Source organism: Ferruginibacter sp. (assembly GCF_028288465.1).
Classification (GTDB): Bacteria; Bacteroidota; Bacteroidia; order Chitinophagales; family Chitinophagaceae; genus Ferruginibacter.
Genome location: NZ_JAQBNR010000014.1, coordinates 1 through 20,982, shown reverse-complemented (window position 1 = coordinate 20,982; position 20,982 = coordinate 1). Strand labels below are relative to the sequence as shown.

Genomic DNA, 20,982 nt, shown 5'->3' with positions numbered 1-20,982 from the left:
AAATAAAAAACAATCATGAAAAAAGCAGCATTTTTATCCATAGCAATGGGTTTAGCAATTTCGACTGTAATGATACAGTCCTGTAAGAAAGACGATAAAACTACACCGGTAGTTACAAAGCCAACCCTGTATGATTCATTGGGTGGAACAACAATGGTTACTGATCCTAAAAATTCTTCTGCCAAAATTGAACAGGGATACCTTACCATCCGTTCTGTGGTAGACAGCTCCATTTTTGTGATTGCCGCTGACACCAACATCAACAAGTTTTTCAATGTTTTATTAATGGAGGTTACCAGTGGCAATACGTCCGGCTTTGCAGCATTGAGTAAAAATTTGAGCGATTTTGTAGCCGTAGGAACCGGCGCAAAAAACTTTACCTATGGGGGTAAAAACATGGTGGCAGCGCACGATCCGGCTCAAAACTCCCGTATGAATGGTAAAGCAATGAACGATGATTTTGATTCGTTTGAAACGGACCTGGTAAAAGGTGCAGGGCAAAACGGTATTATGCCTACCAACCCCGCCTTGCAAAGCCTCGCAGGAATTGTAGAATCGTTAAGAAAACAGGTTGTGCAGAATTAAAAATTTAAAAGTCAAAATTAAAAAAGTGCGGTCTGCTTTACAGGAACCGCACTTTTTATTAATGCCTATTTATTTTCCAACACCACATACTTCATGGATAAATTGTAATTTTTGCACCACAGGTGCTGAAATTACAAAGGGATAAAAGTCTGCATGGCCCATGCTTCTGTTTAGACTGTTTACAGCGAAAGCAAGCGGGTACCAGCGGTTGATAATATTGATAAAATTAGATTCACTATATGGATCATTGCTGATGCTGGTTTTAATTTCGGGCCGTTGTATGTTTATGCCAAACGACCACGCGGTCTCCAGCGTATCCATCATGTGCATGTAATGCGCCCATGTTTCTGCCCAGTCCTCCCACGGGTGCGCCGTAGCATATGGACTAATAAAAGCATCATTCCAGTTGGCAGGGGTTTGGTTGGCATAATACGTCTGCAATGCCTCACCATAGTCTTTTTGTTCATCGCCAAACAGTTGCCGGTATTTCTCAAGGTAAGGACTGTCCTTGATCAATATTTCCCAGTAATAATGACCAATTTCGTGGCGGAAATGCCCCAGCAGCGTGCGGTACCGTTCACCAAGTTCTGATTTGTGTCTGGCCCGTTCAGCTTCATCGGCTTCTTCAATATTCAGCGTAATGATACCATTATCATGACCGGTCATAATTCTTTCTTCCGGGGAAACATCTGCCATAAAATCAAAGGCAATACCTTCCGCATCATCAGGGTTTTGCTTAGCCTTCACGGGCAGTCGCAACCGCAGTAACGAATACACCAGCCGGTGTTTTGCAACTTCAATTCGCTTCCATTTAGCCTGGTTATCAGCAGTGTTAAGTTCTGGGATGATTCTGTTTAATTCGCAGGCTGTACAAAATGGTGAAACACTGTTTACAGGAATAAGCCAGTTGCAGGTACCCATCACCGCATTGGAACAGTAGCGGTATAATTGGTTTTTATTATTAACTTCTGAATAGGCATTTTGATTGTTTTCCAGCGCCACCAATTTAAACTTACTGTCATCAAAACCAAGTGCATGACTGCATTGCAGGCAGGTTGAATTTTCAAAATAAATGGGATTACCACAACTGGTACAGGTATATAATTTCATTACTTTTTTTATTACCGCCTCAGCCAATAATTATTCCATTTTTAATTTCACGCAACGAAACAACCATTACAACAGGTACAACGATTTCTTTCGTCAATTAATTTAAATAAGACATAGGCTATAAAATCAATTGAAAAATTGGCGCCAACTTTATGCAGGAATTTTCAAAAAATAAGTTTGGGTTCTCATCTTACTTTGTTTCTTTGCGTGAAACACTAACGGACTCGTCTGACATCAACAGATACCCGCAACTCATGTTTACCACTGCTCATGATTACACCCTTTAGCGGCGTAATGTCTGCATAATCTCTTCCCCAGCCGATGGCGATGTGCTGGTTATCCGGAATCAGGTTGTTGGTGGGATCAAATTCTACCCAACCACTGTTGGGAATGTATACAGCAAACCAGGCATGGGAAGCATCAACGCCGACCAGTTTTTCAACACCCGGCGGCGGAATAGTTTCAATATAACCGCTGATATACCTGGTAGGTAAACCGAGTGAACGCAGGCAGGCAATGGCGAGGTGTGCAAAATCCTGGCAAACACCTTTTCTTTCTTTCATCACTACCGAAAGGGGCGTTGAGATAGTAGTAAAGCCAGCCTGAAATTTAAAGTCGGCAAAGATGCGGTTCATCAGGTTTTTGCATCCTTCATACAACGGCCGGCCTTGCGGAAAAGATTCTTTGGCGTACGCTTCAATGGCATCATCCGCTTCCGTCATAGGGGTGGAGGCAATGAACTGTTTTACATCTGTTAAACCATTGGCGGAGGCTGCCGTCAGCAGGCAGGTCTCCTCCCAGGTTACAGGATTGTTTTGCGGTGGCCGCTCATTTGCCGGCAATAATTTTTCTATTTCCGAAGTAACATGTACACTCAGTTTTTTATGTTCTTTTTCTATGGTAAAATAAACCAGTTTATTACCAAAAAAATCTTCGTATTCAATCAGTACATCCGGTTCCGGAACGATTTTAATCACAGATGATTTGCAGAATTGTTTATTGGTGCTGCGGGGCGTAAGGCGCACAATATTATGGCAAAGGCTCACCGCTTCCTGGTATATATAGTCTGTTTTATGAATAACCCTGTGGTACATCTGTATATTGATTTAAACCTTTCTTATAACGTTTTAGGGTTGCTGAAAATAGTGGCGATGTAATTTTTAAGACGACAGTTACACCCGTCGACTTATTCAAAAAAATCCCCTTCGGGTGTATCTGTTGTAAACAATTGTTTTTGTGACTGGGCATGTACAAAGTAAGTTTTAGAAACCGCGTTTTGTATACCTGATAATATATCATACATGTCAGATAAAAACGCATCGAGGTTTAAATATTGCCCGGCTGCTTCATCCGGCAGGGATAACTTTTCTTTGCTGGCGCTGTGAATTAGCTGGTAGGCTTCGATAATAAACAAATCATGCGCCGCCAGGGTTGTTTCGGTAGTTTTTGGCAAATTGGCCAAACTCTTTTTTAACCTGTCCAACTGGTACAATAATGCCCTTGGATTATTCGGATCGAAAATCATCAGATTCAGTACCAGCGGCAATTGTATCAGCGAGCGGTATTTGTACCGGAAGTTCACAAGGCATTCGTTGCTCACCAGCACGGCCTCCTGTAATTTATAATCAACCAGGTCATCATTTTTAATTACCAGTGTTGCCCGCAACATACTCGTAAGCAAAAGACACTGTTCCATTTTACGCCCCATATCCAGCATCAGCCAGCCCTGCTCCCGGGAAATACTCTCCCTGTTCAACCCGATGAATGCCACTACCGAAGTAACGAGGCTATCCAGTATATGCTGCATTTTCAGATGTCCTGTGGTAGCAGGGTCTTTTATTGTTGACCAGGCTTCTTCCATACCCCGCAATACCCGCCAGGTATCGGTTGACCAATGGTCTCTTACCGCATGCACGGCCCGGATGAACAATACAAAATCGTATTTTAAACTGCCCGCCCTTGTTTCGTTGAACAGGATATCCCTTATTTCAGGCCAGGGCTGTTTTAATTTTTCTTCATTGTCTTTGTCTTCTTCATCTATAAATCCCGGGTAAGTAGATGTATAATGTGTAAGCGCTTTTAACAACACCTGTTCGGCCTGTACATCGGCTTCCATCATCAGCCTGTTACCTTCGGCAATTGTCTGAATAACTGTCCGGTGAAAACGGGCGTTGCCCAGTAAGCGCTCGGTATACCGGCCCACCCAAAAAAGATTCTCGGCAGTGTTGCTCGGCAATACTCCTCCGTTGGAAGCGACAGCAGCTTTTTCAGTGAATTTCTTCGGCAGTATAATTGATTGCACCGGCTCCGGAGAAATAATCCAGGTGTCCTTGCTTTGTCCGCCCGATTGGTTGGATACTATGAAGTTCAACGCGTCAGAAGAAGTTCTGCTCAAGCCGCCGGCCATAGCGGTATAGCTGTCGCCGTTGCTCACCAGGAAACTTCTGAAAATTGTTTTGTGTGGTTCCATTTTGCCGTTCACCAGCGAAGGGGTTGAACTCAGGTTAATCTTTTCCTGCCCTACAAATAAAAATGGGTGTTTAATGATCTGTTGTTTCAGCTCATTTAATTTGGCGGCGGATAGACTGCCTCCGTCAACAGAAGTGCTTTTATTAATGCCGCGGTAAATTCTTTTAATTACCAGCGATTGAATGTTGTTGAGAACATATTTCATTTCTTTAGGCTGTCCGCACCACCAGCTGGCAATGGTAGGCATCAGCAGGCTGGTGCCAAAAAAGTATTTTGAGACGTTTTGCAGAAAAGGCATCAGCCCCGGATTTTCTAAAATGCTGCTCCCTGGCGGATTAGCAATACTAACGTTGCCACTGCGGATAACCTGCAACAAACCCGCTACGCCCAACTGGCTGTCGGGTTTCAGTTCCAGCGGATCGCAGTAAATATCATCCACACGGCGGATGATTACATCTACTTTTTCCAGTCCGCTCAAAGTTTTCAACCATACAAAATTATGTTTCACCATCAGGTCGTGTCCCTGAACCAGCGTATAACCCAGGTTGGAAGAAAGATAGGAATGTTCAAAATAGGTTTCATTGCCCGGCCCCGGTGTTAGTATTACAATGCGTGGGTTTTGGTGATGCCGTGCGCCCAGTTCATTCAGCGAATTACTCATGGTATCAAAATAAGGCGAAAGGTGCCGCACTTTTAAACCATTGAACAGCTCAGGTAAAACCCTGGTCATCACCGTTCTGTTTTCCAGCGCATAGCCAGAGCCGGAAGGTGCCTGCGTGCGGTCGCTGATGATCCACAATTTACCATCCGGGCTGCGGGCCATATCGGCTGAATACAATACCAGGCTGTGTTTTCCGGGTAGTTTAATGCCGGCACACTGCCGCAAAAAGCCGGTATGATTGTACACCAGTTCCAATGGAATGATGCCTTTTTTGATTAGTTGTTGTTCGCCATAAATATCCTGCAGCAACAGGTTAAACAAGCTGGCACGTTGTATAAGTGCCGCCTCGGTAATTTCCCATTCTTCTTTACTGATAAGGAAAGGTACCGCATCCATATTCCAGTCGCGGTTATCAACTTTGCTGTTGCCGTAGATATTGTAGGTAACACCATTCTCCTTCAGCAGCCGGGAAATTTCGCTGTTGCGGTTCTGTAATTCGCCACTGCCCAGCTGGTTAAGCGATTTAAAAAAAGCGTCCCAGTGGGGACGAAGATGACCGTCTTTGCCCAGCATTTCATCATACGAATATTGATTACTCAAATAACCCGGGGGAACAGCAGCGGAACCTAGATTTGAAACCATGGATATTTTTTATACAACAAAAGCCAGCAGATAGTTTTCGCTAAAATTACGACTTATTGCGTAACTGGATTGTGATCGGCTGAAAGAACAATAGTTGTACCTCAAAGCAGGAGAATGACACCCGTTGAGGTAGCACTTCGCGTGTTATTTATGTTAACTCCATTTTTCCTGCTGTTATTTTTTGTTTCCCTTTTTTTAACGATTGCGACTATCAGGAAAACACTTTTCAAACAATTTAAAACTTAACGCCATGAAAAAAATAGCATTATCTGTAACCGCGGCATTGTTGCTGACCTCTTTTTTTTCCTGTAAAAAAGAAACCGGCAAGCCACCGGCAGTAATACCTGTGCAGCAAGGCACGGTAGAACAGTTGATTAAAGAAGCCGATCCAACGGCTGCCTCTGACGGCCAAACCTACGAACTGGGGGTTGCCTTTAAATCGGCAGTAAAAGGGAATATCCAAACATTGAAACTGCATTTGCCTCAATCCGGCGAGTATCGTGTTACGCTTTGGAAAGTAACTGATCAATCAATTATTGCGGGTAACCAACTGGCCTGCACGCATGCTGATGGATGGAAGGACAGCCTGGTGGTGAATATTCCCATCGATGCCAATACACCTTATATTTTGTCTGTAAACACCAAAGTGTTTTATTACTTCAATGGAAGCTCAACTACGTTTCCTTTTACAAAAGGGGATATTACCTTAACCGGCTATGCCGGTAAAATCAGCCGGGAGCAGCTGTTTCCTGATTTGCCGCTGAGCCAAACGCCGGCAGGATTTGTTGATTTTACATTTCAGCCGACCCAGTAAAATGTTGGGATGTGCGACGTCAGCCATTCTTCAGGGGAATGGCTTTTTTATAAATACCCTGTTATTATCCCTGGTAAAAAATGGTAACCGCAATTTGCATTATCTTCATTTTTTACTGCCACTAAAAAATGGCACAAATTTTAAGCGGGGTCTGGTGTAAGCACAATTACCATGAGTACAATTAAAGCATCGGCAGGTATATTAAAGTCATCTGTAAGGTTGTTTCTGCAGAATGATCCTTTAAGGATGGCGGGTGCCACCGCCTTTTTTACCATGTTTGCGTTGCCCCCCATACTCATTATCATCGTACAGGTATTTGGTTTATTCATCGATCCTAAAATTTTCCGGCACGAACTTTTTATCAGTCTCTCCGATACTTTCGGTAAGGAGGCGGTGCGCCAGGTGGGGGCTGTCATCAAAGCCGTAAAGGAGTTATCGTTCAACCTGCTGGCAACAGTGCTGGGTTTTGTATTTTTATTGTTTGTGGCTACCACTGTTTTTAAAGTGGTCCGAAGTTCCATCAGCCAGATATGGAGTGTGGCAGACGGCCAGCGTAAAAGAGTACTGGCCACCTTGCAGCAGCGGTTGCACTCGCTGATACTGATATTGCTAACCGGCCTGCTGTTTTCTGTTGGTATTTTAATTGAGACCGTCCAGGTATTCATCGGCAATTATTTCATCCGCATTTTTCCTTCCCTGTCAGCGCTATTTAACCTGGTGCTGGCCTTCACCATCTCCACGCTCATTGTTGCTATCTGGTTCCTGCTAATATTCCGGTATCTCACAGATGTACGTCCAAAATGGCGCATCGCCTGGGCAGGCGCCTTGTTTACCAGCGTGCTGTTTGCAATTGGTAAAATTGTGCTGCATTGGTTGCTTACATATAACAACATCACCAATTTTTACGGTGCTTCCGCTTCAATAGTATTATTGTTGCTTTTTGTATTTTACGCTGCCATGATACTCTATTTCGGCGCTGCCTTTACCAAAATACTGGCGCAGTATAAGCAACAGGATTTTATAACAACAGTTTCAAACAATGAAACAAAAGAAAATTCCACTCAATTAAACAGCGGGCAATTTTACACATCGTAACAAACTGTTATTTTCCCACAGCGAAACAAGGAAAAAGCCGGGCACAAAGGGGTGTTACCGGCATTGTCTTCTGTGTGTTCTTAGCGCCCGTTGTGTAAAAAATTGCTACTTCTACGCTTCTATATTAAAGCAAAAATTTATATTGACCGGCCAATTGAACTGGAAAAAAACGTGGCATACTTTTTATAACAGGTATGTTTTATACTTTAAAACCTTAAACCACGTTCCGTTACTACCTGTGAAGCAAATAAAATTAAAAGTTATGAAAAAGCTCATTTACGCATTTGGAAGTCTCGTTTTATTTATGGGATGTAAAAACAACAAAACTCCCCTTGATACCAATAAAAATATGGTACTGGTAGACACTACCGGCCTTTCCAAAGGCAGTATATTAAGTGACACTGCCAAGGCAAATCATCTAAAACCGGGAGTTACTTCCACAACCAGTTCAACCACAACCACCACTACTACCACTACAACAACAAGTAACGGAGCCGCTAAGGCTCCTGTACATAAGTCTGCCGGCAGCAGCACAAAATCCGGCAGCAGCAATAGCAATAGCTCCACTGCTTCCGCACCTGCGCCTGATAATCGCGACAAGGGCTGGAGTGATGCGGCTAAAGGTACTGCCATCGGTGCAGGATCAGGCGCTGTAATTGGTGCTGTGGTGAGTAAAAATAAAGCTGCGGGTGCAATTATTGGCGGCGTAGTGGGTGGCGGTGCCGGCTATGCCATTGGCCGTTCTAAAGACAGGAAAAGCGGAAGGGTTGCCCGCAAAAGGAAGACGTATTAATTGATGCTTAATCCCGGTCGGTACCGAAGGTCAGACCGGGATTTAAACGAGCACTATTATTATCCTTTATGACATATTTAAACTGGGGTACCAAATCCTCTTAAATGTAACCACACCCATATTTGGTATTACATTTCCCTGGTCCAGAAGCCTTATATCAATATCTTCAATCACCTTGGTTGTATCATTAAGGCTGGCGCTAATCAGTGCCATGTATGCATCGCGTAATGACAGTTGCCTGATCAATAATTTTGCCTCCTCTTTTGTGTAAGCACTTACGCCGATATTTTGGGGGCCATATGGATTGTCGGGAAAAGTAATAAACCAATATCTTCTAAGCCTCATTTTGTTTTGAGCAATTTATTCACAAATGAAAGATAGGCCATCGTCTTAAAAGTTAAAAGTTCAGAAGCAAATAAATATGCGTGCTTCACATTAACAATCAGTAAACCCTGTAACCCCAGCCAGTTGCGGTTTTCAACAATTTGTACAGCACTCAAAAAATACTTCATGTTTCTAACCAATAGCTGCAAAAAATAATTGCTGCATTTTATGCAATCTTTTTAATCGCTGCATCTGTGTAATAAATTAAATGTTATGCAGAAAATAATCGTACTACTCGCCACCGCAATCATTGCATTGGTTGCTTTTAAAACGCCCACCCAGTTTGTTGTAACCGGAAAAATTACCGATAAAACAAAGCAGCCGGTAGCTGGTGTCGCGGTCATGGTTAAAAATACAAAAACCGCTACCGTGTCTGCTGCGGATGGTTCTTATTCCATCACCGTGCCGGATGAAAAAGCGGTATTGGTTTTTAGTTCGGTAGGCTTTGTATCAAAGCAAGTGAAGGTGGGTAACAAAAAAATAATTAATGTACAGTTATCTTACACTACAAATGAACTACAGGAAGTGGTGGTTACGGGCTATTCATCTTCGCAATTAATAGCAGATGAAAGCTACGATCGCACAATCGCAATGAAACCCGCATATAAGGCTAACCTCAACGGCGCACTCCAGGGAAAAGCGGCTGGTATACAGGTTATAACCGCCCAACCTGGACTAAAAAAAGATAAGTATACAAATAACATAGCTGATAGGGAAGGCTATGACTTTATAAAAGAAAATGCATTTGTAAAGGCAACAGAAAATCCATTGTCTACCTTTTCAATTGATGTGGATGCCGCCTCTTACAGCAATGTGCGAAGGTTGTTGCAACAAGGTAGCTTACCACCTGCCGGTGCCGTGCGCATTGAAGAAATGGTCAACTATTTTAAGTACGATTACCCGCAGCCTGAAGGTGATCAGCCTTTTACCGTCAACACCGAAATGGGCGACTGTCCATGGAACCCTGATCACCGCCTTGCATTGATTGGGTTGCAGGGAAAAAATATTCCTGTAACAAATTTGCCCGCCAGCAATTTGGTTTTTTTAATTGATGTGTCCGGCTCCATGGAAAGCCCGGATAAATTGCCATTAGTACAGCAATCCATGAAGCTGTTAACTGACCAGTTAAGGGAACAGGACAATGTGGCCATTGTGGTGTATGCCGGCAATGCCGGGCTGGTGCTGCCTTCCACCAGCGGTGCCAATAAAACAACCATTAAAAATGCCATTGAAGCTTTGCAGGCCGGCGGATCCACTGCCGGAGGCGAAGGCATACAACTGGCGTATAAAACAGCGCTTGCGCATTTTAAAAATAAGGGTAACAACCGCGTAATATTATGCACCGATGGCGACTTTAATGTAGGCGCCAGCAGCGATGATGAACTGGAGCGCCTGATTGAAAAGCAGCGGGAGAGTGGCGTGTTTTTAACCATCATGGGATTTGGTACGGGTAACTACCAGGATGCCAAAATGCAGAAGCTGGCAGATAAGGGCAATGGAAACCATGCCTATATTGATAATTTGATTGAAGCAAAAAAAGTATTGGTGGCCGAGTTTGGAGGTACTTTATTTACCATTGCCAAAGATGTAAAGTTGCAGGTTGAATTTAACCCTGCACTGGTGCAGGGATACCGGCTGATCGGTTACGAAAACAGGATGCTGAACAAAGAAGATTTTAATGATGATACCAAAGATGCAGGCGAATTGGGTAGTGGCCACACGGTAACGGCCTTGTATGAAATTATACCGGTTGGCAACGTTTCTCCTTTTCTAAAAAATGTTGACAAATTGAAATACCAGGCAGAAGCTGAATTTCCAAAAGCTGTTTTTAACAGCGAATGGATGACCGTAAAACTGCGCTACAAACAACCCGCTGGCAACACCAGTCAGTTGCTGGAGCAGGCCGTTAATTATGCCGGTAAAAACAAATTGCATACAAGCGATAATTATCGTTTTGCCGCCGCTGTAGCATCCTTCGGCATGTTGTTACGCAACTCGGAGTTTAAACAACATGCCAGTTATACCAGTGTGTTGCAACTGGCCAACACTGCCGTTGGTAAAGATGCGGAAGGATACCGGAAAGAGTTTATCAAACTGGTAAAAACCGCTGCGGATATTGCGGGTGCCAATGTGCCGGATGAAGACGATGATTTGAGCAAACAATAATTCCCTTTGAAACAATAGATCGCATAAGCCGGTAACGGAGATAAGTTACCGGTTTATTTTTCCCTCATCTTTTACCAGTACAACATTTATTTTATGAGTACCATACAACTAACCATTGAAACACCCTGCGATAAAAACTGGGCGGGCATGCTGCCTGCGGAGCAGGGCCGGTTTTGCAGTGCCTGTGAAAAAAACGTGATTGATTTTACCGGCATGAGCAACAACGAAGTGTACAATACCATTTTAAAAAGTGATGCTACTATTTGCGGCCGTTTTAACAACAGCGAGTTGCAGCAACCCCTGCCGTTAGAAGCTGAAAAGAAGCAACGCTGGCACAATTACTTTTTTAGCTTTTTGGTACCAGCATTGTTGTTTTCCAGGCAAGCCGTAGCCCAGCAAAAAATCGGTAAGGTGAAGGCAACGCTCCCCATCGTCAATGCAGCCAGGATGGGGCTGGTAGCCTATGCACCTGTTCAAAATAAGTTTACATTTTCCGGTGTGGTAAAAGATGCTGCCACCAGTGAAATAATTGCCAACGCCACTGTGCAGGTAAAGGATGGCGCTGGTGTAATAACGGATACAACAGGTAAGTTTTTACTAACTGCTAAAACAGGTCAGCAAAAAGTTACCATTGTTATCAGCGCCATCGGCTTTGCCAACAGGGAAATTGAAATGGCCATACCGGCAGATGGTTTTGAGATAGCGAATGAAATAATCGGCCTGCACAAATTTGCCAAAACACTGGATGCGGTTGTTGTGAATAGTAATGTAGATAAACGACTTTGTTTTAGATTGGGGGGAGTATCGACTGTATATAGCATAAAGACATACAAGGTTACAGCTGCCAGGTTAAAGACCGTCATCACCGATTCAATAAAAATATTTCCGAATCCTGTCCAGCGGGGAGCGTCATTTTCGGTGGCACTTAAATTGAAACCAGCCAACAATTATACGTTGCAGGTGGTAGATGTAACCGGCAGGCTGGTGTTGCAGCAACAAATCAATGCATCGGCCAAACTTACTACGCAGAACATACAAAGCAGTGAGCAATGGAGCAGTGGCATTTATTTTATACGGGTTATTGGCAATGGCAATCAATTAATTTCTGCCAGTCGTTTTGTGGCGGAATAAAGAAATGTAAAAAGTATTAGGATAAAGTGGGGATACCAACAAGGGTAAATACAGTTGCTTATTGCCTGCATATCAGCGCCATGTTTTCGTCGGTATTAATCCGGTATCCCTACGTTATATCTACGTTAGCTAACGTAGATATAACGTAGCTGTGTATAACAAGCCCCCTGCATGCTACGATGAAGGCAGGACGACCACCATGCATATACCAATAAAAATGTTTCGCAGGCGGATTAGGCGTTGGTAATTTTTTCGCTAACCGTAACGGCCCTCCGACCTGTCAGGGATACGCTATCTATTATTGCCCCTGGTAATGGATGTGTAATTTATTTATTCCACGCTGTTAACCGGCCTCCTGCAACGTATGTACAACTGCAATTATACGAAAGTCCGAAGCAGAAGAAATTGGTATATAAAGCCATCAGCGTGTTTTTTCCGTACGTAAAGAAAAAAACTTTTCAGACGATGTTGTTTTTCATTTTCGCTTCATGTTGGGCTTCTACATTTGTTTTGTAATCAATTATTAAACTAAAAAAACAGCATTATGAAAACGACATTATTATTTTCCGCGGCATTTTTATTAGCAACAGCATCGTTTGCGCAAACCAGTGTAAAAAGCCAGCAGGCAGCTAACAACGTTAGCACGTTACACAGCGACAAAGGAAGCAGCGAAGTTAAAAGCGCAGGCAATGCATCTTCCACAACCACCGTACAATCAAATGCGGTGAACAACACCGGGCACAAAGTGAATAAAGGTGTTGAAAAGGGAAAAGGTGAAATTGCTCAAGAAAAGCAGGCAGTTGCTGCAAAGGCTGCAACAGAGAAACAGCAGGTAAAAACCGCGGCTTCACAGGATGTAACTGTATCGGCAAACACGCAGTCGGATGTAAATATTAACGCATCCGAAAAAAACAATAAAACAGCGCAAAATGCGTCTTTAGCCAGTCAGGAGACCGTTTCAACTGCGGGTATAAAAAAGGATGGCAACCAGGTAAAAGAAAGCAGCAAAATGGCCGTAAATACCACTGCTGCGGCAGCAGTTTCAACCGGCAGCCAGGTAAAAACAGACGTGCAGAAAACGGTTGTTAAAGCAGATAAAAAAGTAAATGCCACCGCTGTAACCACTGTAAAATCCAGTTCTTCGGCTGCTCATGCGGTTAAACCGGCTGTTGCTGTTAAAATGAATACAAGTGTGAAAACAGGTATTAAAATTAAATAATAATCTATAACAGGTTTTGCATGGTTTATTAACTGTGCAAAACCTGTTTTAAATAAGCGCAATGAAAGCTTTAAAGATTTTGAGATGTGTTACGGGCTTGATTTTAATGATCGTTCCTGAATTGACGAAGGCCAGTGACGGTAAACCAGTGATCCATTTTGTTATGATTTCAAAAATGCAAACTGACACCGTTCCACCTAAAGCAACAGTGCCGGATAATACCGTTGATATGTCTGCGGAGAACGTCATTAAAGAAGTGCCTAAGTCAAGAAAGCAACCCGTACCGATACCGGTTATAAAAGTGATACCGGTTAAAATTATTAAACCAAAAATTATTAAACCAGTAATTAAAATTATTCACTAAATAATTTACCTCATGAAACTGCTGACATTATTTACCGCCATTATATTTTACAGTTCTTTGTGTTTTGCGCAAACAGATACCACCACCGTAATAAACACAGACAGTACCGCTCCTAAAGCTACCTTAACACTGGCAACAGTGTACGCCAACAACGCCAGTTACTATGGACAAAAATCTGCGGAGAATACACCTTATGCTGCGTTGGCCGCCACGTATCGCTTTAAGTCAGGTTTTTATTTTTCAGGCCTTGCATATAAATTGTTAAACGACAAAACGTCTTCGGTTTCTGCGTCCAGCCTGGGTGCAGGCGTAAACTTTAAGCCGGCACAAAAATTATCTGCCGATCTTAGTTACAGCCATAGTTTTTACCCGGCCTATTCACCACTGCTGCAGGCCGGCAATGCCGACAATGCAAGCATAGCGCTTACATACGAAAGCTGGCTGAATATCAGCCTGGCAGGAGATTACGCTTTCGGAAAAACCAGTGATGAATTTGTTACGGGAGGAATATCAAAATCAATTAACCTGTTCAGTATCGGTAAAAAGGATATTGTTACCATCAATCCTTCTGCGGATATAGTGGCAGGCTCACAACATTTTTATAAAACATATCTTACAGAACAAAAATTACGGGATAGTGTGCTGGGTATCTTGTTAAGTCCAATCACCGGAACTCCATCACAGGGTCCTGCCAAAACCACCACCACCACTACATTCAATTTGCTGTCTTATAATTTTAAATTGCCACTTGCCTATAACCGTGCACACTATGTGCTGGAAGCTGCCTACCAATTGTCAGTGTTAAGCAATTATGCGCAAACAGATCCGGGCAAGGCAAACTCATTTATAACCTTAAGTTTTTATTACCAGTTTTAATAATTATGAAAGTACTTATTATAGAGGATGAAAAGGCCATGGCAAAAGATATGTGTACCTTTTTAGAAAAATCATTTTACCTGTGCGACATTGCTTATTCAGCAAACGAGGGCAATAACCTGATGGAAGAAAATCAATATGATTTTATACTGCTTGACCTTGGGCTGCCGGATAAAGACGGGCTGGAGGTGCTCAACGAAACAAAGAAAATGTGCCCCAATGCCGCTTATATTATTTTAACGGCAAGAGGCGACCTGGATGACCGTATCAAAGGCCTTGACCTTGGTGCAGACGATTATCTTGCAAAGCCTTTTTCCTTACTGGAATTACAGTCGAGAATGCAGGCCATCACAAGAAGAAGGTCTGGTAACAATGATCCATTAATTGAGCTGGGTGATTTTTATCTCGACCTGAATAAACGTGCGGTTTGGTTTGAAAAAAAAGATATTGAACTGTCCCGTAAGGAATTTGATTTACTCAGCTACATGCTGCTGCATAAAAACAGGCCGCTCACCCGTTTTCAATTGAGTGAACATATTTGGGGCAATTTTTCTGATGATGAGTATGATTCAAACTACATTGATGTACACATAAAAAATATCCGGAAAAAAATGTCTGTTCATGCACCGGTGGATTGGTTGCAAACGCTGCGGGGAATCGGTTACAAAATAAAAATTTAAGTACTCAATGAAACTGCTCACCAAGCTTACCCTTTTTATCACGCTTTCAAAATTACTGATTGTAGTACTTTTTGTAGTGATGCTGCCATTGCTGGTAAACCGGGTGAGTTTTCAATACACCAATTATTATTTAGGAGAACAGAAAAAAAAGGTACTCGCCGTAATACAAAAGAACGGTGTGGATTATTACCTGCAGGGCGACAGCGCCTATGGAAGCTATACCATGCTGAAGGAAGAATATATTTCACTCTTTCCGGCCGGTAACCAGGTTGTTTCAGATACCATTGAAACTTCGCAACGCATAGTAGATAACGACACGTTGAATTACCGTGTGCTTACTCATACATTAACCTATGGCCATCAGCATTACCTGCTGGAGATTGGTAAAACAACCGCCACCATCGGCGAATACAATCACCTGCTGCAGCGGTTTACCCTTTACATCCTGATAGGGTTAATTGCAATCAGTATAATAGCAGATCTGGTTTACACAAATGTATTGCTGAGGCCGCTTGCAAGGATAGTGCGAACCAAACTGGTGGACAGGAAATTTCCATTTAAAGAATCATTGCCGCCAGTAAAAACCTCCACATCAGATTTTAAGTACCTGGACAATTCGCTGATAAGTTTGATGGAAAAAATTCATGAAGCTTTTGATAAGGAAAGAGAATTTACTTCCAATGCATCGCACGAACTGATGACACCAATCAGTATTCTGCAAACCAATATTGAAAACATGATGGTGGATGAAAGCATCAGCGAAGCACAGCAGGAAAAAATATCGGCGATGATGAAAACCCTCAACAGGCTTAAAAAAATTGTTCATTCATTGTTGTATATATCCCGCATTGAAAACGATCAGTTCGCAAAAAATGATACCGTTAATATGCATACTGTGGTAACAGAAGTAATGGACGAACTATCACATCGCCTGGAAATAAACGATATTGGTTTTACCAATAGTGTTTCAATGAACGCTGGTGTAAAGCAGGTAAATCACGACCTTGTTTTTCAACTGCTCTATAATCTTATCAACAATGCCATACGCTACAATAAACCCAATGGATTCATCCAGGTGATGGATCAATATACTCCCGGGGAACATTACACGCTGTTGATAAAAGATACCGGAATAGGAATACCGCCCGAAGAACTTACAACAATATTTAACCGCTTTAAAAAATCAGGCCAGCAGGGTGGGGAAGGGTACGGACTTGGTTTATCTATTGTAAAAAGCATTGCACTGTATCATGAATTTGAGATAAAGGTAAACTCTGAATTGGGCAAGGGTACCGTTTTCAGCATCGAAATTCCGTGGCAAATGATGGCTGATTAAGAGTGTGATAATGAATTATAACAGGAGACCAGGAAAAATTGGACGCTATATTTCAATCCACACCGGCGCATGATCGCTTGATTTTTACCAGCCACGAACCAGTTCCCGGGCGGAATATCGGGGCGGAAAGAATATAGCAAAGCGAAATAAGCACTTGCAACCATGGCTAATACAATAGTTGAGTAGTAACACAATATTTACAGCTCCGGTTTATATGATACCTCAGGTAATAATAGACCGGCAAACATAATCAGGAATAATACCGGTTGAGATGATCTGTTGCTCCACACTGTGTTCGCTGGTGTTAGCATCATTGTGTTTGGATGATTTATTTCTCAAAAAAAGATAGACTCTTTGATACATAGTCCTGATGGTAGAATTGGAGGGGGAGCAATTTTTAAAAAGGGCCCCATATTAGTAATACTTACTCTTTGTAATATCTTTTTTATAAGGATATATGCTTAGCAGGATCATGTAATTATTTTCAATTGTATAGAATAAGACATTCTTTTTATCCAGCTTTATCATTTGAATAGCTGGCTGAGAAGTAAACTTTGGGACATAAGGCATTCCGGCAATTCGTTCCAATTTTTTCAGTATCCTGTGAGCAAATTTTCCGCCGAATAATCAGACCAGTGCTCTTTTAAATAATGAATGATCGAGTAAAAATCATTATCCGCTTCGGCAGTCCAGATTATTTGGTAAGCCATTGCTGTACTTTTTCTTTCATCTGTTCATGAGTAATGTAGTTGCCGGATTTATAATCATCAAGGGCTTTGTTTATCTTTTGTTGCAGTTCGCCGGGAAGTGATTGCAGGTTGATATTTTCTATCGCCGATTCGGGATGCAGCATTTCATATACTTCATCAATTAAACTGCTATCGTTGGTCTGGCTGAGTAATTCAAGTACTTCCGTTTTCTTATCGTGGGTATTCATATTCAAATGTTTTATTAAAGTTAATGAAAATCCAGAAAAGCTTGATGCAGGAAAAGTGCATTACCAACAGGAGTACAGGCTGATGAATTCAAACCCATATTTCGATTATAAAAAACAACTCGAAAAATAAAATGATAAATAACAGCATCTCATTGAGCGTTTTTTTTAATACCCATTGCAAGGTCACAAACAAAATAAATAATGCCAGTGTAACTGTTATCATCAGTGAACCAAAAGTTCTGTTTAATATGCTGGTCAGGTAGTGGTGATGGTAAGTACCTTCAATAATATCTACGCTTGCTGGCTTTTTAGTAAAAAATCCTTTATTGATGGTGAGTTTGCAGGTATCCGGAATATTGTAATTCCCATCTTCCGGCAACGGTATTTGCAGGCCAGCTTTCGTATTAAGGTAATAGATTGAGTAGTGAGAATTTATTCTGCGATCCGTTTCAATGCTTGAAAAAAAATCAATACTGTCACCCGTATCGTGTACCTGAAATAAAAATGCATCACTCACCATTAAAAGCAGTGCAATCAATTCAAACCAGTAAAGTATTTTTTTCCACTTGTAACTAAGTACGGGCCTCATTAGTAAAAGATTGCAGGAGGTAGTTTTTGCACTATCATTTTATATAATAGTTGAATCATCACACCAAATTTACAACTCCGGTTTATATGACGGCTCACGTTATAATAGACCTGCAAACATAATCAGGAATAATACCCGTTGACATGATCTGTTGTTCCACGCTGTGTTCGCTGGTGTTGCCGGACAATACCAGGCAGGTTTTAACGCCGAACTTATTGCCGCCTAAAATATCGGTGTGCAGGTTATCACCTACCATCAGTATATCGGGTTTGGTAACCGGCATCAGGCGTTTCAACCGGTTGTAGGCATACGTGAACATCTGCGTATCCGGCTTGCCGAAGTGCATAAACTTTCGGCCGAGTAAATTCTCCACCAGTTTAGCAATGCCCCCCGTTGCTACGGCTACATCGTTTTTGGATACCGGGTACAACTTATCTGAATTGGCTACAATCACCGGAATTTTGGTACTGCGCAGCAGGTTGATGGTTTTGTTGATATCCGTATTCCAGTCAAAACCTTCATCATCCAGAAATACAAAGGCGCTTATCTCATGCAGCTTATCCATATCAATTTCACGGATGGAAACATGTTCCAGCCCGGCCTGCAAGATGTAGCGTGCCGAATTTTCCGTGCCCATATAACCAATCTTTCCACCGGTTATTTTATGCTGCAGAAAATGTTTGGCCATCATGCCGGAGGTGATTACTTCATGCGTTTGTAAACCCTGCAAACCCAGTTTATTAAAACCGGCTACCTGTTGCTCCTGGCTGCGGGAGGCATCATTGGTGAGTATGCGGATGGCCACACCCTGTTCCCTTAAAGTGGTCACGGTGTTTTCCACCCCGGTAATGAGACCCTGGTAGTTTTTTAGTACCCCGTACGAATCGAGAAACACGGCTTTGAAGCCGGATGCCACCGATAAAAAAGAATGTAGCTCTTGCATGCAGAACGATTAAATGTTTAAAGCTTTCAGGATGGGGTCTGCATTAAATTCCTTTTCAATGGAAGGAAAATAAATTTCGATCGCCTCCCTTTGTAATTTGGTAGCAAACAATTCGTGAAAGAAAAACCGGCCTTCTTTTATCACATAGTTCAAAATAAAAAACCGGTAGGCTTCTTTTAAAAAATGGATCTCCGGCTCCGTGAGCGGAAATACACTGTGGTAAGATTGGAGGAACAATAAAAACCTTTCTTCCATCATCGGGCCGATAAAATAACTAAAAGCGGTTTTGTCACCGATGTCCGACACCACGCGGCTTAAGAAATAAAAATCCAGCACGCGGTTGCCGATTCTAAACCAGTCATAATCCCAGCGGGAGTATAATTTAAAAGAAGAGGTTACAGAAAAGTTGCCGATGTTCCAGTCAACAAACACGGGTATCTTATCCAGTGCCGGTTCATTCAGCAAGGCGGCGTTTTGTATAAACAGGTCGCATTGCGCTTTTATCTGGTCTGTTTGCAGGCGGTGTTCGTATTTGCCTTCGGGTGTTTCCAGTTTGCGCAGCAGGTGTTCAATATCTGTGTTCAATGTTTTGGAAGAATGCTGCAGGGTATTGCGTATGCTGTGACAGGCCTTGTGCAGCAAAGCCACCTGTTCGCCCAGTTTGATGATCTGTGCTTCATCCAGCCTTGCCGGCATTCTTTTTTTGATGGTGATGGGCCGGTAAAAGACCACCCAAACATTCAGCAGCGAATTGTTGTAATGATATACAAATAACTTTTCCCCCTTGGTGAGCGAGCGGGCCAGAAAATTTTCAAACGGCGCCGGTAAATTGTTGGATAAGGAATTGATGATGGTATGGTCCTCCACAAAATGATCGAACACACCAAAATAAGAAAGCTTGCCAATAATGATGCTCGCATCTGTAAACGTAATGCGGTACACATGGTTGGTAGACACTTTGGCGCTGATATCTACAATACGTTTTATTTGCCGGCTGTTGTCGTACGCCTGCCAGGCTTCTTTTACGATTTCTGTGAAATCGATAAAAGGCATTTTCATTACTTCCGGGTTACTCATGTACTCATTTGATGTATGGGTAATGCGATCGTTGTTATTGAATAAGCTGCAAAATAGCGAATATGGTTAATAGTAAAAGCTGGTCATTTATTTTTTGCATGCTGTGGCTGGTGAGCGCTGCAACTATTGCTGGTTGCAGGCAATAGTAATTTGTGAAAAGACTCGCTTGGGAATTTTCACCGGAAACAAATTAGTATTCTCAGGAAGCAGAGGTCAAATCAATGTCGTGTAATTCTTTAAAATTTAAGACCGGGTAAAATCCCTGGATACCCAAAATATAATAGCGGGCAGAACTATGGATGTATCCAATGGCATTTTCGGCCAGCCGCCATTTACCTGCACATGGGTTCTCGTGCATGTAGTCCAGTTTTTGCCAGGTGAATGCATCGCTGATACATTCCTTCCAGTCAAAACTATCTTCCCATACTTCATGTAACTTGCCTCTTTTTTTGTCACTCTTGTTAACTGCGTTTTCTAATTGTTCCAGTACATCTGTATATCCTGATTTCTTAAGACGCTCAACGATGGAATAACCGATGAATCTTTTTCCGTCTCCGATGATTGTGTTGATGCCTTTGGCAGTTTTTCTAAATGCAATAGTTGCATGCACATGATTTGGCATGATTACAAATCCCGTAATATAATGGCCTTGTGCTTTCAGTATATCAAACCAGTTGTACACTAAATCGTATCCATGTGTAAGATCGAATAAATGCAGCCAGTTGTAGCAGGTAAAAGTGATAAAGAAATGTCCGTTGTCAAAAGGTATTTTTCTTTTTACTGGCATGATGTTAAGATAATAAATTTTGTTTCAGATAACGAACGATTAGTGTAGATCAATGATAAATACCTGAATGTGTAGTCATGTTGTAAAATCGCTGGCTGCCAATCTGCAAATCGAACACTTCGAAGGCGAGTCTCTGCGCTGGGCATGAAGCCTTACAATTTTTTATAAGCCGCAGGACTCGCCGACCTATCAGGAAGGCACTTTCAAATTGTTCTGGACGGTCATCGTGTAATGCGTGTACTTCACACTGATAGTCAGTGAGTCCTGCAACTGATGCTGGTTGCGGACTTCAGCAACTTGTGCAGAGACTCGCCTTGGAAATTT

The 20,982-nt window shown here is 42.3% G+C and carries 21 protein-coding genes; 11 read left to right on the top strand and 10 right to left on the bottom strand.

The window, feature by feature from the left end:
• Positions 1–15 precede the first annotated feature (15 nt).
• Positions 16–585 (top strand): group 1 truncated hemoglobin, encoded by a 570-nt coding sequence (locus JWR61_RS05040; protein WP_290340706.1) that lies wholly within the window; start codon positions 16–18, stop codon positions 583–585.
• 69 nt (positions 586–654) lie between these two features.
• On the opposite strand, the gene JWR61_RS05035 is transcribed toward JWR61_RS05040, so the two are convergent.
• The 3 genes from JWR61_RS05035 to JWR61_RS05025 form a co-directional block, all read right to left on the bottom strand.
• The gene (locus JWR61_RS05035) at positions 655–1,695 is read right to left on the bottom strand and encodes a putative zinc-binding metallopeptidase (protein WP_301926747.1); all 1,041 of its coding nucleotides are present in this window, start codon (positions 1,693–1,695) and stop codon (positions 655–657) included.
• Positions 1,696–1,910: 215 nt separating this feature from the next.
• On the bottom strand, positions 1,911–2,789 hold the full coding sequence (locus JWR61_RS05030) for a transglutaminase family protein (protein ID WP_301926746.1): 879 nt from the start codon (positions 2,787–2,789) through the stop codon (positions 1,911–1,913).
• Positions 2,790–2,881: 92 nt separating this feature from the next.
• Positions 2,882–5,467, bottom strand: a complete 2,586-nt coding sequence (locus JWR61_RS05025) for a circularly permuted type 2 ATP-grasp protein (protein WP_301926745.1) — start codon at positions 5,465–5,467, stop codon at positions 2,882–2,884.
• 250 nt (positions 5,468–5,717) lie between these two features.
• Between JWR61_RS05025 and JWR61_RS05020 the strand changes: the two genes are divergently transcribed.
• The 3 genes from JWR61_RS05020 (at position 5,718) to JWR61_RS05010 (ending at position 8,169) form a co-directional block, all read left to right on the top strand.
• Positions 5,718–6,281: a DUF4082 domain-containing protein gene (locus JWR61_RS05020; protein ID WP_301926744.1), complete on the top strand. Its 564-nt coding sequence runs from the start codon at positions 5,718–5,720 to the stop codon at positions 6,279–6,281.
• 171 nt (positions 6,282–6,452) lie between these two features.
• Entirely contained in the window at positions 6,453–7,376 is a 924-nt protein-coding gene (locus tag JWR61_RS05015; RefSeq protein ID WP_301926743.1) for a YihY/virulence factor BrkB family protein, read from the top strand.
• 262 nt (positions 7,377–7,638) lie between these two features.
• Positions 7,639–8,169 (top strand): YMGG-like glycine zipper-containing protein, encoded by a 531-nt coding sequence (locus JWR61_RS05010; RefSeq protein ID WP_301926742.1) that lies wholly within the window; start codon positions 7,639–7,641, stop codon positions 8,167–8,169.
• A 66-nt stretch (positions 8,170–8,235) separates the two neighbouring features.
• Here the strand turns inward: JWR61_RS05010 and JWR61_RS05005 are convergent, their stop codons facing one another.
• Positions 8,236–8,514: a hypothetical protein gene (locus JWR61_RS05005; protein ID WP_301926741.1), complete on the bottom strand. Its 279-nt coding sequence runs from the start codon at positions 8,512–8,514 to the stop codon at positions 8,236–8,238.
• Positions 8,515–8,766: 252 nt separating this feature from the next.
• Here JWR61_RS05005 and JWR61_RS05000 point away from each other — a divergent pair, with 252 nt between their 5' ends.
• The 7 genes from JWR61_RS05000 (at position 8,767) to JWR61_RS04970 (ending at position 16,325) form a co-directional block, all read left to right on the top strand.
• Positions 8,767–10,719, top strand: a complete 1,953-nt coding sequence (locus JWR61_RS05000) for a von Willebrand factor type A domain-containing protein (RefSeq protein WP_301926740.1) — start codon at positions 8,767–8,769, stop codon at positions 10,717–10,719.
• 93 nt (positions 10,720–10,812) lie between these two features.
• Entirely contained in the window at positions 10,813–11,850 is a 1,038-nt protein-coding gene (locus JWR61_RS04995) for a T9SS type A sorting domain-containing protein (RefSeq protein WP_301926739.1), read from the top strand.
• A 544-nt stretch (positions 11,851–12,394) separates the two neighbouring features.
• Positions 12,395–13,069 (top strand): hypothetical protein, encoded by a 675-nt coding sequence (locus JWR61_RS04990; protein ID WP_301926738.1) that lies wholly within the window; start codon positions 12,395–12,397, stop codon positions 13,067–13,069.
• Between the two features lie 61 nt (positions 13,070–13,130).
• Positions 13,131–13,433 carry a hypothetical protein gene (locus JWR61_RS04985; protein WP_301926737.1) on the top strand — a complete coding sequence of 101 codons (303 nt, stop codon included), beginning with the start codon at positions 13,131–13,133 and terminating at the stop codon, positions 13,431–13,433.
• Between the two features lie 12 nt (positions 13,434–13,445).
• Positions 13,446–14,309 (top strand): hypothetical protein, encoded by an 864-nt coding sequence (locus JWR61_RS04980; RefSeq protein ID WP_301926736.1) that lies wholly within the window; start codon positions 13,446–13,448, stop codon positions 14,307–14,309.
• A gap of 5 nt (positions 14,310–14,314) precedes the next feature.
• Positions 14,315–14,989 (top strand): response regulator transcription factor, encoded by a 675-nt coding sequence (locus JWR61_RS04975; protein ID WP_301926735.1) that lies wholly within the window; start codon positions 14,315–14,317, stop codon positions 14,987–14,989.
• A 7-nt stretch (positions 14,990–14,996) separates the two neighbouring features.
• Complete coding sequence (locus tag JWR61_RS04970) at positions 14,997–16,325, top strand: HAMP domain-containing sensor histidine kinase (RefSeq protein WP_301926734.1); 1,329 nt, start codon at positions 14,997–14,999, stop codon at positions 16,323–16,325.
• A 222-nt stretch (positions 16,326–16,547) separates the two neighbouring features.
• Here JWR61_RS04970 and JWR61_RS04965 read toward each other — a convergent pair whose 3' ends face one another.
• The 6 genes from JWR61_RS04965 to JWR61_RS04940 form a co-directional block, all read right to left on the bottom strand.
• The gene (locus tag JWR61_RS04965) at positions 16,548–16,688 is read right to left on the bottom strand and encodes a hypothetical protein (RefSeq protein WP_301926733.1); all 141 of its coding nucleotides are present in this window, start codon (positions 16,686–16,688) and stop codon (positions 16,548–16,550) included.
• 331 nt (positions 16,689–17,019) lie between these two features.
• On the bottom strand, positions 17,020–17,262 hold the full coding sequence (locus tag JWR61_RS04960; RefSeq protein WP_290340695.1) for a hypothetical protein: 243 nt from the start codon (positions 17,260–17,262) through the stop codon (positions 17,020–17,022).
• A gap of 88 nt (positions 17,263–17,350) precedes the next feature.
• Positions 17,351–17,851, bottom strand: coding sequence for a hypothetical protein (locus tag JWR61_RS04955; protein ID WP_301926732.1), 501 nt, complete (start codon positions 17,849–17,851; stop codon positions 17,351–17,353).
• Between the two features lie 94 nt (positions 17,852–17,945).
• Positions 17,946–18,794, bottom strand: a complete 849-nt coding sequence (locus JWR61_RS04950) for an HAD-IIA family hydrolase (RefSeq protein ID WP_301926731.1) — start codon at positions 18,792–18,794, stop codon at positions 17,946–17,948.
• A 9-nt stretch (positions 18,795–18,803) separates the two neighbouring features.
• Positions 18,804–19,871, bottom strand: coding sequence for a hypothetical protein (locus tag JWR61_RS04945; RefSeq protein ID WP_301926730.1), 1,068 nt, complete (start codon positions 19,869–19,871; stop codon positions 18,804–18,806).
• Positions 19,872–20,070: 199 nt separating this feature from the next.
• Positions 20,071–20,658 (bottom strand): hypothetical protein, encoded by a 588-nt coding sequence (locus tag JWR61_RS04940; RefSeq protein WP_301926729.1) that lies wholly within the window; start codon positions 20,656–20,658, stop codon positions 20,071–20,073.
• Between the last annotated feature and the right edge of the window lie 324 nt (positions 20,659–20,982).

Excerpts from the sequence above, each read along its gene's own strand:
- JWR61_RS05035 (WP_301926747.1), bottom strand. The coding sequence starts at position 1,695 with ATGAAATTATATACCTGTACCAGTTGTGGTAATCCCATTTATTTTGAA.
- JWR61_RS04990 (WP_301926738.1), top strand. The coding sequence starts at position 12,395 with ATGAAAACGACATTATTATTTTCCGCGGCATTTTTATTAGCAACAGCA.
- JWR61_RS05025 (WP_301926745.1), bottom strand. The coding sequence starts at position 5,467 with ATGGTTTCAAATCTAGGTTCCGCTGCTGTTCCCCCGGGTTATTTGAGT.
- JWR61_RS04975 (WP_301926735.1), top strand. The coding sequence starts at position 14,315 with ATGAAAGTACTTATTATAGAGGATGAAAAGGCCATGGCAAAAGATATG.
- JWR61_RS04965 (WP_301926733.1), bottom strand. The coding sequence starts at position 16,688 with ATGTATCAAAGAGTCTATCTTTTTTTGAGAAATAAATCATCCAAACAC.
- JWR61_RS05020 (WP_301926744.1), top strand. The coding sequence starts at position 5,718 with ATGAAAAAAATAGCATTATCTGTAACCGCGGCATTGTTGCTGACCTCT.
- JWR61_RS04950 (WP_301926731.1), bottom strand. The coding sequence starts at position 18,794 with ATGCAAGAGCTACATTCTTTTTTATCGGTGGCATCCGGCTTCAAAGCC.
- JWR61_RS04940 (WP_301926729.1), bottom strand. The coding sequence starts at position 20,658 with ATGCCAGTAAAAAGAAAAATACCTTTTGACAACGGACATTTCTTTATC.
- JWR61_RS04970 (WP_301926734.1), top strand. The coding sequence starts at position 14,997 with ATGAAACTGCTCACCAAGCTTACCCTTTTTATCACGCTTTCAAAATTA.
- JWR61_RS04955 (WP_301926732.1), bottom strand. The coding sequence starts at position 17,851 with ATGAGGCCCGTACTTAGTTACAAGTGGAAAAAAATACTTTACTGGTTT.
- JWR61_RS04985 (WP_301926737.1), top strand. The coding sequence starts at position 13,131 with ATGAAAGCTTTAAAGATTTTGAGATGTGTTACGGGCTTGATTTTAATG.
- JWR61_RS04995 (WP_301926739.1), top strand. The coding sequence starts at position 10,813 with ATGAGTACCATACAACTAACCATTGAAACACCCTGCGATAAAAACTGG.
- JWR61_RS04960 (WP_290340695.1), bottom strand. The coding sequence starts at position 17,262 with ATGAATACCCACGATAAGAAAACGGAAGTACTTGAATTACTCAGCCAG.
- JWR61_RS05000 (WP_301926740.1), top strand. The coding sequence starts at position 8,767 with ATGCAGAAAATAATCGTACTACTCGCCACCGCAATCATTGCATTGGTT.
- JWR61_RS04980 (WP_301926736.1), top strand. The coding sequence starts at position 13,446 with ATGAAACTGCTGACATTATTTACCGCCATTATATTTTACAGTTCTTTG.
- JWR61_RS05030 (WP_301926746.1), bottom strand. The coding sequence starts at position 2,789 with ATGTACCACAGGGTTATTCATAAAACAGACTATATATACCAGGAAGCG.
- JWR61_RS05010 (WP_301926742.1), top strand. The coding sequence starts at position 7,639 with ATGAAAAAGCTCATTTACGCATTTGGAAGTCTCGTTTTATTTATGGGA.
- JWR61_RS05015 (WP_301926743.1), top strand. The coding sequence starts at position 6,453 with ATGAGTACAATTAAAGCATCGGCAGGTATATTAAAGTCATCTGTAAGG.
- JWR61_RS05040 (WP_290340706.1), top strand. The coding sequence starts at position 16 with ATGAAAAAAGCAGCATTTTTATCCATAGCAATGGGTTTAGCAATTTCG.
- JWR61_RS04945 (WP_301926730.1), bottom strand. The coding sequence starts at position 19,871 with ATGAGTAACCCGGAAGTAATGAAAATGCCTTTTATCGATTTCACAGAA.
- JWR61_RS05005 (WP_301926741.1), bottom strand. The coding sequence starts at position 8,514 with ATGAGGCTTAGAAGATATTGGTTTATTACTTTTCCCGACAATCCATAT.